The organism is Micromonospora sp. SD19 (genome assembly GCF_054462275.1).
Map to the genome: position 1 here is coordinate 117,838 of NZ_JBTLMN010000009.1, position 11,925 is coordinate 129,762.

The 11,925-nt window shown below is 65.1% G+C and carries 7 protein-coding genes; 4 read left to right on the top strand and 3 right to left on the bottom strand.

Going from position 1 to position 11,925, the window contains the following annotated elements:
- Positions 1-119 precede the first annotated feature (119 nt).
- From ACX27O_RS25605 to ACX27O_RS25620, 4 genes are all read left to right on the top strand, one after another.
- Positions 120-7,139 (top strand): RHS repeat-associated core domain-containing protein, encoded by a 7,020-nt coding sequence (locus ACX27O_RS25605; RefSeq protein ID WP_458940209.1) that lies wholly within the window; start codon positions 120-122, stop codon positions 7,137-7,139.
- Between the two features lie 166 nt (positions 7,140-7,305).
- Complete coding sequence (locus tag ACX27O_RS25610; protein ID WP_458940210.1) at positions 7,306-7,779, top strand: DUF4265 domain-containing protein; 474 nt, start codon at positions 7,306-7,308, stop codon at positions 7,777-7,779.
- A 950-nt stretch (positions 7,780-8,729) separates the two neighbouring features.
- Positions 8,730-9,581 carry a tyrosine-type recombinase/integrase gene (locus ACX27O_RS25615; RefSeq protein WP_285793656.1) on the top strand — a complete coding sequence of 284 codons (852 nt, stop codon included), beginning with the start codon at positions 8,730-8,732 and terminating at the stop codon, positions 9,579-9,581.
- A 50-nt stretch (positions 9,582-9,631) separates the two neighbouring features.
- Complete coding sequence (locus ACX27O_RS25620) at positions 9,632-10,102, top strand: hypothetical protein (protein ID WP_458940211.1); 471 nt, start codon at positions 9,632-9,634, stop codon at positions 10,100-10,102.
- A 75-nt stretch (positions 10,103-10,177) separates the two neighbouring features.
- Here ACX27O_RS25620 and ACX27O_RS25625 read toward each other — a convergent pair whose 3' ends face one another.
- The 3 genes from ACX27O_RS25625 to ACX27O_RS25635 all read right to left on the bottom strand — a co-directional run bounded on the left by ACX27O_RS25625 (position 10,178) and on the right by ACX27O_RS25635 (position 11,872).
- Complete coding sequence (locus tag ACX27O_RS25625) at positions 10,178-10,696, bottom strand: hypothetical protein (protein ID WP_458940212.1); 519 nt, start codon at positions 10,694-10,696, stop codon at positions 10,178-10,180.
- Positions 10,697-10,770: 74 nt separating this feature from the next.
- Entirely contained in the window at positions 10,771-11,142 is a 372-nt protein-coding gene (locus ACX27O_RS25630) for a hypothetical protein (protein WP_458940213.1), read from the bottom strand.
- 250 nt (positions 11,143-11,392) lie between these two features.
- Complete coding sequence (locus ACX27O_RS25635) at positions 11,393-11,872, bottom strand: barstar family protein (RefSeq protein WP_458940214.1); 480 nt, start codon at positions 11,870-11,872, stop codon at positions 11,393-11,395.
- Positions 11,873-11,925 lie beyond the last annotated feature (53 nt).

An 11,925-nucleotide genomic window follows, 5' to 3' on the forward strand; every position in this document is an offset into this window, starting at 1 on the left:
TTCGTTATGGTCCCGTGACCTGCGCTGCCTCGGGACGTGAAACATTGTTCGCGCCACGGGGGTGTGCGACCTGACACCCTGCGTGGTTTTTGTCGGTCATCACTCAGGCTGGGGTTCGCATGGTCAGGCACGGTGGATCACGGCTGCTGACACAGCGCAGGCGTCTGGTCGCGCTTTTCTCAGTGGCGGCGGTCGCCGCAGGAACGCTGACGGGGACGCCGGCGACTGCGAGCCCGGACGGTCCCGCCCGGCCACCGGTGCCGTCACCGGGCAGGTCGGTCAAGGGTGTCAAGCCCCTGCCCAGCACGTTCGTGACCCCACGCGACGCGGCGAAGAACAACTACCGGCCCACGCGCACCACCTGGCCGAAAGCGGCCGCCGCCCAGGTCGACCTGCTCACCCCCAGCGCCCGTACCTCGGCCCCGGTCAAGACCCACGCCGAGGGCACCCCGGTCTGGGTGCAGCCGGTAACCAAGCCAGGCGCCGCCTACGACGGCCCGACGCACGTCGACGTACGAGTGCTCGACCGCGCGCTGACCGAATCCGCCGGCATCGACGGCGTACTGGTCAGCGTCGCATCCTCGGCGACGCCAGCCTCGACGGCGGTCAAGGACGCATCGGTACGGGTCGGCATCGACTACGACGACTTCGCTGAGGCCTACGGCGGCAACTACGGCCTCCGGCTCAAGCTGGTCCGACTGCCTGCCTGTGCACTGACGACCCCGAAGCTGGCACAGTGCCGCACCGTCGAGCCGTTGGCCGCGACCAACGACGCAGCGGCGAAGACGGTTTCGGCAGAAATCCCGGTCAGTTCCGCGTCGGCGCAGGCCGGCTCGGCGAGCTCTGCCCCCTTTGTTCTGGCGGCGGTGGCCGGCGCTGGCGACGAGGGTGGTGCCGGCGGCACCTACGCGGCAACGGATCTGAAGCCGTCAGGTTCATGGAACGCCGGCGGCAGCACCGGGTCCTTCAGCTACTCCTACCCGTTGACGGTCCCGCCGAGCCGCTCGAAGCTCGCACCGCAATTGGCCCTGTCGTACGACTCGAGTGCCGTCGACGGGCAGACCTCCGCTACCAGCGCTCAGGCGTCCTGGGTGGGCGACGGCTGGTCAACCCCCCGCAACTACGTCGAGCAGACCTTCGTCTCCTGCGAAGACGAGCCGGGTGGCAGCGCCTCGCCAAAGGAAACCTTCGATCGCTGCTACACCGGACCCATCCTGACTCTGTCGCTGAACGGCTCGTCGACGTCAATGATCTGGGATGCCGGCAAGAAGACCTGGAAGCTGCGAAACGACAACGGCTCGGTCGTCACCCAGGTGACCAACTCGAACAACGGCAGCGGCACGTACAACACCGACTACTGGCGGATCACGGAGCCCGACGGCACGACATACGAGTTCGGCCGCAACCGGCTGCCCGGTTGGGTCGCCAACAAACCGGAAACCAAGTCGGTGGACTACGTACCGGTCTACTCGCCGCACGACGGCGACCCCTGCTACAACTCCGCCGGCTTCGCCTCCTCAGTGTGCACCATGGCCTACCGATGGAACCTTGACTACGTCAAGGACGTCCACGGCAACGCCATGGCCTACTACTACAAGCAGGCCACCAACTACTACGGCCGCAACGAGGGCACCACCGACGTCCCCTACATCCGTGACAGCTGGCTCACCCGCATCGACTACGGCTTCACTGACAACAACGCCTTCGGCACCGTGCCGAACCAGGTTGTCTTCACCACCGGTGACCGCTGCCTCTCAGGTACCTGCCAGCCCTTGAACGCCGCCAACAAGGCCAACTGGCCCGACGTACCGTTCGACCTGATCTGCAATGAGGGAACCGACTGCAAGTCCTGGAGCCCCTCCTTCTTCTCCACCGTTCGCCTCACCTCCATTCAGACCCAGCAGTACGACACCGCCACCAGCAAATATCTGCCGGTTGACTCATACGCGCTGGCCCACACGATCCCACCCACCCTCGACGTCACCGCCCCGACCCTCTGGCTGAGTTCCATCACCCGCACCGGCCACGACCTCACCTCCGGCGGATCGACCACCCCGATCAGCCTGCCCTCGGTGTCGTTCACCAGTGTCAAACTCCCCAACCGGGTCGACACCACAGGTGGCCTACCCTCATTCTTCCGGCAGCGCGTCGAGACCGTGACCACCGAAACCGGCTCGGTCATCACCGCCAGCTACGAGCTACCGGAACCCTGCACCGCGCCCGTCAGCGTCAGTCCGGCCTCGAACACCAAGTCCTGCTACCCCGTGTACTGGACCCCCGAAGGACTCACCGACCCGCTGCGGGACTGGTTCCACAAGTACGCCGTCACCCGTGTCACGGCCACCGACCCAACCGGTGGAGCCCGGATCACGTCGACGAATTACAAGTACCTCAACGGCGCGGCGTGGCGCTATGACGACAATGAAGTGGTCAAGGCCAAGTACCGCACCTACGGCCAATTCCGCGGCTACGGCAGGGTCGAGACCCGCAACGGTGATGGGGTCAACGATCCGTACACGCTGACGACGTCCACCTACTACCGCGGCATGTCAAAGAACAACAACAGCACCGTCGTCAACGTCACCGACTCCGCCGGAGGAGCCCACGAGGACGTCGACCAACTCGCCGGCCGCGAGCTCGAGACCACCACCTACCGTGGCGACGGAGGCCCGGTAGAGACATCCGCAGTCACCTCCTACTGGGTGTCCGAGGCGAGCGCGACGCGGTCCCGCGCAGGCCTTTCCGCGCTGACGGCCAACAAGATGGCGCCGATCCAGACCTGGACCCGCCAGGCAGTCACCACCACCGGCGCCACCACGTGGCGCTACAGCCAAACCGACAAGGCCTACGACACGTCCGTCGACTCGCCGACCTTCGGGCTACTCAGGCACTCCTACGACCACACCGTGCCGACCAACCCGGCCTACGACCGGTGCACCACCACCGAGTACGCGCCCGCCAACGCAGCCAAGAACATCACCGGGCTGATCAGTCAGGTCGAGACCGTGTCGGTGGCCTGCGGCGGCTTCACCCAGGGATCACCCGCCTCCCAGCCCGGCAGCATCAACACCCTCACCGCCCCGGCCGCCGTCAACCGGCCGGCGCAGGTCGTCTCGCACCTGCGGACCTACTACGACGACCCGAGCTTCGCCACGGCTTTCCCGCAGACCACCGCACCGACCGCGGGCAACGTGACCATGGTGCGCAAGGCGTCGGACTACGTCTCCGGCGCCTACGTCTACCAGACCACCGACCGCGCCGAATTCGACTCCTACGGCCGGAGCACCGCGTTCTACGACGCGAACGGCAATACGACCACCACCACCTACACGGACAACACCGTCGGCCTCACCACCGGCATCTCCACCACCAACGCCGAAGGCCACACCTCCTCCACGACCGTCACGCCGATGCGGAACCTGACCACCGTCGCCACCGACGCGAACCTGGTGTCGACCCGTCGGCAATTCGACGCGCTCGGTCGCATCAAGGCGGTATGGGCGGCAGGCCGTGCGACCAGCAACCCGCCCCACCACCGCTACACCTACACCGTGCAAAAGACCGGACCGACCGCGACGACGACCGAGACGTTGAACAACATCGGCGGCTATGCCACGTCCACGGTCATCTACGACGCCCAGCTGCGGGTCCGCCAGACGCAGACCACCAGCCCGACCACCGGCCGCCTCATCACCGACAACTTCTACGACAGCCGAGGCTGGGTCCGCGCCACCTACAACGGCTGGTGGGACGCCGCCAACAACCCCGGCACCACCCCGGTCTCCGCCACCGACCTGAAAAAGACGGTCTACAACCAGACCTTCAACACCTACGACGGAGCCGGTCGAATCACCCTGACCGAAAGCGCCCGCGACAACCAGGTCGTCTCCTCCACCAGGACCGTCTACAACGGCGACCGCACCACAGTCATCCCACCGGCCGGCGGCACCACCACCGCCACCATCACCGACCCGATGGGCCGCACCGAGAAGGTCCTCCAGTACACGTCGGCGCCAACCCTGAACCGCCCCGCGAACGCCGTCACCGGCACCTACTACCTCACCGGCGGAACCACCGTCGCCACCAGCTACGGCTACGACGAGCACGGCAACCAGTCGAGCCTCACCGACGCCGACAACAACCCGTGGAGCAGCCAATTCGACCTGCTCGGCCGGGTGACCAGCAAAACAGATCCGGACGCCGGAACCAGCAGCACCAAGTACGACGCGGCCGGCAACGTCACCGAATCCACCGACGCCCGTCTCAAGACCGTCTCGTACACCTACGACAAGATCAACCGGAAGACCGGTAGCTACGCAGCCGCCGCCTCCGCCCAGACATCAGCAAACCGGCTCGCGTCATGGGTGTACGACAACGACAACTCCGCGGTCCTGAACATGGAGAACCCCGTCGGCAAGCTGACCACGGTCACCGCCTACCGCCAGGGCGCCGCCTACGTCACGCAGTACAAGGGATTCACCGCATTCGGCGCTTCCACCGGGGAGGCGATCACGATCCCCGCCGCCGACGGAGTGCTGCTCGCCAACACCTACAACTTCGGCCACAAGTACCTCGCCGTAACCGGCAAGCCGTACAGCAACACCTACGAGGCCAAGGGCGGCCTGCCGTCGGAGACGGTCACCTACGGCTACACCAGCGCCTTGGAGTTGCCCAACACGGTCGGCAGCCTCCTGGGGGCCTACGGCAATTCGACCTACTACGACGCCTGGGGCCGGGTCACCGGTGGCGGGATCAACGCGAGCAACAGCCAGGCGACGCTCCTCAACGTCTACGACGAGCACACCAGTCGACTGAAGCAACAGAAGATCACCAAGACGACGACCACCACCAAGGACGTCGGCCAGCGCAACTACGAGTACGACCTGTTCGGCAACATCATCAAGCAGGTCGAGACCCGCTCCGATCCCACCGCAGCCGCTGAAACCCAGTGCTACTCGTACGACTCGCTGCGCCGAATGACGTCCGCCTGGACAGCTAAAGACGGCTGCGCGACCAAGCCGAGCACCGGTAACCGCTCGATGATCGGCAGTGGAATCGGATCCACCAGCGCCTACTGGACCGAGTGGAACCTGGACTCGCTGGGCAACCGCAAGACCCAGAAGCAGTACTCCACCAGCGGCGGCACCGACACCACTACCGATTACGCCTACAACGGCAACGGGAAGAAGCAGCCCCACACACTGACCAGCACCACCACCACCGGCGGCCTGACTGGCACTACCGCCTACAGCTACGACCAATCAGGCAACATGGTCACGCGCAGCGCGGGCCAGGGTAGCCAGACACTCACCTGGGACAACACCGGGGAGCTGACCGCCGTCACCGGCGGCACCGGCGGCACCAGCTCGTTCCTGTACGGCGCCGACGGCAACCTGATGATCCAAAAGGATCCGGGGAAAACCACCCTGTACCTGCCAAACCAGCAGATCACCCTCAACACCACCACGCAGACCCTCACCGGCGTGCGGTACTACCCGCTACCCAACGGCGCCACCGCCATCCGCACAGGCACCGGCACCAACTACAGCTACATGCTCCCCGACCACCAGGGCACACCGAGCCTCTACCTCAACAACACCGCCCAAGTCCCGACCTGGCGCCAGTACACCCCCTACGGCAACCCACGCGGAGCCACCGTAACCGCCCCGGACAACCGCGGCTTCCTCAACCAACCACTCAACACCAACACCGGCCTGACCCAGGTCGGCGCACGCAACTACGACCCCACCATCGGCCGCTTCGTCTCACTCGACCCCCTGCAGGACCTGGCAGATCCACAACAGTGGAACGGTTACGCCTACGCCAACAACTCACCAGTCACCTCCAGCGACCCCAGCGGACTGATCCCGGCAGACTGCGCCGAATTCGACTGCTACGGCTACAGCCCGACCACCGGCTGTCCCGGAGGCTGCGGCACCCCCGAGAACGAAGCATGGGGTGCGAGCAACGGCAGCACTGGAAGCGCGCCCACCAAGCGAAACGACGTCCGGATCCTCGCTCGCACCATCCGCGTGCCCGAGACCGTACCGCTGGAGGAATTCACCCGTCGCTGGAACGAACAGCGCGGCGAATGGTTCGGACGCGAGTTCTTCTCCAACGCTGAATTGCAGGCCAACGACGAACGCGCCCTCGCCATGAACATCTGTCACGAGATGGGCCGCCCTGGAGGGTGCCAACAGTGGATTGAAGACCTCTACAACCCGTACATCGACTTCCTTGCCGCGACCTTGCCCAGCGACGACCTCATTCCAGGTGGAGTTGGAGCACTCGGCGCTGTGGGAAGCGCGGGACGCGGAGCTGGGCCCGCAGGCGGTGGGAAGCCCCCTGCTGCGGGCGGTTGTAAGAGCTTCGGCGGAGACACCCAGGTGCTGATGGCCGATGGCACTACCAAACGGCTGGACGAGATCGACGCCGGCGACGAAATCCTCGCTGCCGACCCGGAAAGCGGCGAACACGGGCCACGGGTGGTCGAGCATGTCTGGGTGCACCCCGACGAACTGATCGACCTTGAAATAGGCGGATCGGTTCTCACCACTACCGGAGACCACCCCTTCTGGAACCACTCCGACCGGCAATGGCAACGGGCCGACCAGCTTGACCGAGGCGACCTGGTGTTAGGCCCTGATGGTCCCATTCGAGCCGCTGGTGGTGTACGCCCCGCGTCGACTCGTTCCGCATTGGCCTACAACCTGACTGTAAGCGGTATTCACACGTACTACGTGCTCGCCGGCAACATTCCGGTACTTGTGCACAACACGAATACGCCGATCGGATGCGGACCCAACGGTGAAGCAATTTATGACATCCCCGCCGGCTCGAGCGGCGGCCCGGGCGCCAACCAGCGAATCCCGCCTCGGATGCTTCGGGACTATGATGTCGGCGTAAACGCCGCACCGGGAAGCACTGCGCCGCTGTGTTCATACTGCCGAACGAACTCAGCGACATCGATCGATCATGTCCAGCCACGCAGCAGGGGCGGCGATCTAACCGACGCGAACACGACCCCAGCCTGCACGGCTTGCAACAGCTCCAAGGGGGCACGGGTTGCCCCCGTTAACCCTCCAGCAAACTACACCGGCCCGTGGCCGCCGCCCTGGTGGCCGTCTGGGATGCGCTAGTGGGCGGTTAGGATTAACGACGTGGACCTGGCGAGCTGAGGCTAACCGCTCATGCTGGCCGGGTTCCCGCCTTTTGGTGGCTCTCTGAGGGGGCAAGTCCGTTGACGGTTGTAGACCATGGTGCAGATAGTGATTCCGCTAACGGAGTGCCGGAGGGAGAACTGTCATGAAATTCGTTACCCACGAGGCGCCTGTTCTCAGGGGTGAGAGCAATTACATCTCCAGGGTGGATCTAGAGCGATTTGGATTCCCAGGCCTGTTTGAGCAGGTGTGGCTCCGCCAACGGGAAGATGGGCTCTTTGAGCTCTGCTGCATCCCGTTTCGTATCTACGGTTTGGCACTTCGAGATGTGGTCCGGGCGACGCCAGATGGTTCTCTTGTGGTCGAAATTGCTCAGCCCTCCGGGGCGAGGGTGCTGAGAGTCCTTCTAGCCCCGGACCAAGGGCATTTGGAGACTGGGCGTCAGAGGATTGAGACTGCCACTCGCGACGCGGGCTTGCTCTTTGAGTGGAGCGGCGACCGCCACATCGCAGTGGACGTCCCGGTCGGTGCAGACGTCGATAGGTTGCTTAGGGTGGTTTTCGAGGAGGAGAACGCTGGGGCGAACTGGGAGTGGGCTGATGTTGAGCCCTTCCGATGACACCCGGCGATGAAGGTCGAGCAGTGCGGCGTGACGTCCCAGTAGAGGTCGCAGTGGTCAGGCGTGTTGCTCCAGGGTGGCCGTCGCCGGCCGGCGTCTCGGTTCGCCTAACGCCACGCCTGTAGGTCTGGTGTGGATCGATGTGAAGCATCGCGGGCGAGCCTGCTGAAGTCCGTCACGGTTCCGTCATTTGAGACGCCGATCCCATGGGCGGCGCCGTGACCAGGCCCTTCAAGCTGGAGACCTCTTCGGCGCACCCGAAGGGGTCGGCCAGTTTGCTTCCGGTCGTCAGTCGAGCGGCGTCCGCTCATGCCGATAAGCGGATGTTCGCGGCGGCCGCGATGATCAAAGATGTTGGCCATGAGCCACGAGCACCACACCTTTCATAACCCTCCGTCGGCAACGCCCGCCGATGTGCGGAGGGCTCTCGACCGCAACGACATCGTCGGGGCTTCGGATGCCATGGTTGGATGCGCGTTGTACGGCGACGGCGACTGGAGGGTGTCGCAGGAGCTCTACCTGAACCTGCTCGATCACCATGACCACCAGGTGCAGGCGCTTGCAGCCACTTGCCTCGGGCACCTCGCGAGGGTCTACGGTCAACTTGACGAAGATCGTGTAGTCCCCGCACTCCGCCACGTGCGCGCCAGGCCTCACGTCAGGGGGACTGCCGGCAACGCCCTAGAGGACATAGAGGTCTTCTTGCATCCTCGGCGTGGGCACCTGTGGCGACTGATACGACCGTGGACCTGGTTCTAGCGCAGTTTGGCGCGCAAAAAGTCTTCAGTGGTCACGGACCCGGATGCAGGCGGGACGTCCACGTTCACTGATCTGCCGCTCCCGGCGTGCTGGCGTTCTTTACCGCAGGTGACGCACAGTGACGTATGACTACCTCTCCTGCTTCGGCTTATCGTGTCGTACCTGCCGATCAACTCGTTCTACGAGCCGCGGTGTCGGCCTTCCTGGGCCGCTATCGCGGCCAGACGCGCGCCCATACCGAGTCCGACCTGCACGTTTTCCTCCGCTGGTGCAGCGACCACGGCCTTGGCCCGCTGACGGCGGTGCGGGTGGACATCGAACGGTACGTGCGCTGGCTGCAGGACGTACGCCGGTATCAACCCTCGACAGTGTCCCGTCGGCTGTCGGTCGTGGTCGGGTTCTACCGGGTCTGCGTCATCGACGCCATCCTGGAGCACTCGCCTGCCGACTATGTCCGCCGGCCCACGGTGCCGGCTGAGTCGCCGACCCTCGGACTGGGTCACCTGCAGTTCGAGGCCCTGATCACCACCGCCCGTAAGTCCTCGAATCCGAACGACTTCGCCCTGGTCGCGCTTCTGGGCCTGCTCGGGCTGCGGATCTTTGAAGCCTGCGGTTCGAATGTCGCCGATTTGGGCGAGGAACACGGCCACCGGGTCCTACGGGTGCGCGGCAAGGGCGGCAAGGTCGTACTGGTCCCGCTGCCACCCGCGGTGGCTCGGGCCATCGACCGGGCTGTCGATGAGCGCACCAGCGGGCCGATCCTGCGGAACACCCACGGTCGACGGATAGACCGGCACGCCGCCACCCGCCGACTCAAGCACCTCGCCGACACGGCGGGGATCCGGATGCCGAGGATGCACCCCCACATGCTGCGCCACACCTTCGTGACCACCATGCTCGACGCCGGCGTCAGCCTCCGAGACGTGCAGATCGCCGCCCGCCACGCCGACCCCCGAACCACCATGCGCTACGACCGAGCCCGCAAGAACCTCGACCGCCACCCCAACTACATCCTCGCCGCGTACATGGCCTCCGGGACGTAGCAAACGCTCGCGGCTCTGCCGATGAGCGGGCACCCGACTAGCGTGCACACATGGCCGAGTCTTTGGACCTCTCGAGTCCGGCTTCGCGTCGGGAAGCGCTCCGGATGGCTGACGTAGATGATCCCGGCCCTTACCACGCGATGCTCCGAGAGATCTTCGACCTCGAAAGGGCGTGGCGCGAAGGCCCGGACGTGGGCGAGAGCGACGAGTACGAGCAGGTCTACGTAACGGCCTTTCTGCTGTTCCTAATCGGCGATCCCGGGGACTCACCCCGCCTGTATGGGGCGAAGTTCCGCACGGGCGACATGGACCTAGGCATCGGCTTCGACGCCCAGGCCATCTTCGGAGCGGGCCGGGGCGACACGCTTCAGTGGCTCTTGGAGAACGGATACACCGACGAGCACGCGCGTCTGTCTGAGTGGTTGTCGCAGTCGGAAGACCCGAAGATTGAAGACTGGGCTCGGCACGTGCGCGATTACTTCTACTCACCGGACGGCGTGCTGCTCCTGGATCCGCTCTAGACACGCCCTGGCCAGCAGGATCCGTCCGCTCATGCCGCTGACCATCTTGCCTGGTCGAGTTCGGAGGATCGCGGCTCAGTTCAACCGGTGTCGGCGGTACTGCGGGGAGAGCTCGCCGACCTCGATCCCATTCTCGTCGAGCGCGTTGTAGATCGTCAGCCAGCCATCGGCGAATCGCAGGCCCAGCGCCACGGTGCCGTCCGCCAGGTCGCCCCCGGTGTACTCCAGGAGCTCCACCGCCTCAAGGCGCTGCCCGCGTCGAGCAGCCAACGGCGCGGGAGCATCGTCGCGCCACCGCAGGCGGAAGCCATCCGATGTCGGCCATATCGGCGCCCGGGTCACGTCGATCGCGCACCAGGTGATCGACAGATCGTCGAACTTCTGATGGTTGATCTCCAGGCGCTCCTCATCGAAGTCGAGCACCACCGGGCAGTCGGCGAACCACGAATCGTCGTCGTCATCCCAGACCACCCAGGTAGACGTCAACCTGCGGCCGACAAGGCCCCGCAGTCGCTGAGCGTCACGACTGGTGACGTCAGCGATTCCGTGGCGCCAGTCTGGCTGGTAGCCGGGGATACCGAAGTTGAACGTCATCGAGGCAAGGTAGTCCTGATCCGGACAATCCGCGACGGGGTATCCGGGTCTGCCGCGAGGTGTTCACGGGCAGATCAGTCGAACCAGTTGAACAGCAGGTCACCAAGACGGCCCGGACAGTGGTAGGCGACATCCCGACGTTCGTCGTCGGTAAGCACCCGGAGGTGCCGATCTTCGATCGGTTGCTCCAGCTCCGCCGCGGTGGCGACCCGCAACCCCGCTCGGCGATAGATCTCCCCGCCCGGGACCTCAGCGAACACCAAGTTGATCAGATGACGATCTCGCTGTTGAGCCGCAGCAACCAGGGCGGCTGCGGAGTTGAGAAGAATCCACAACGGCTTGCCGCCACCGAGTCGCGCACTGATCCGGTAATAGTTTTGGCCAACCGTTGGTTCCTCGACCGAGGTGGTGACCGCACCACCGGCTCCTCTGATGCTCTCGTGCACCGACGCGAGCCATGCGGCACACGCCACCGGGTCAGGGCGCGGTGTGGTCACTCCAGCTCGAAGCAGATCGACTATGGGCACGCAGGGCATCATCCTCGATCGCAGCGGTGTCTCTACGGCCGTAGCCTGGGAGCGAGCGCTTCCGACTGAATTTCATTACCTGGCATCCTGATCTGCCGCCGAGTGGTCGCTACGACGACTGGTTCTGCCGAAGCGGCTGGCAGGCCGCGGCCGCGAGTATCGACGATTTTCACCGCATGCTATGGACTGCGCAGGCGATCTCCTGCCGCAGCAGCGTCGCCTCCTCGTCGCGGTCGCACAGCAGCAGCACCTTGAACGGGACGCCCTTGCCGTCCGGCTGGCCGAGCGGGCGCGCCCAGTGATGAACGGCCCGCGACAGGATCCGGAACAGCGTGTGCTGAGCGTCGGCACTGCTCGACAGCAACCGGGGCGCGTTGTCGACAACGATCAGATACCCGTCCGCAGGCAACCAGTTCAGATCACGGAGACAGTCGGACAACGCGTCCCAGTTCCAGCCGAAGTAGCCGGGAAAGAGCAGGGCGTCGGAGAACTCGTAGAAGGCGTGGTCCGCATCCGTCATCCTCGTTCCGTCAAGCCGGGCAACGACGAATCTGCCCGTTGCCGGTAGCACCGCCGCCAGCTCGACCAGGCCACTACGCGAGCAGGCCGCGAGCTGATCAGTGGAGCCGTTCCACCAGTTGTTTATCATTCAGCCCCACGGTCGACATAGTTCCACGAGCACAGCGGCCTCGCGCACGCCTT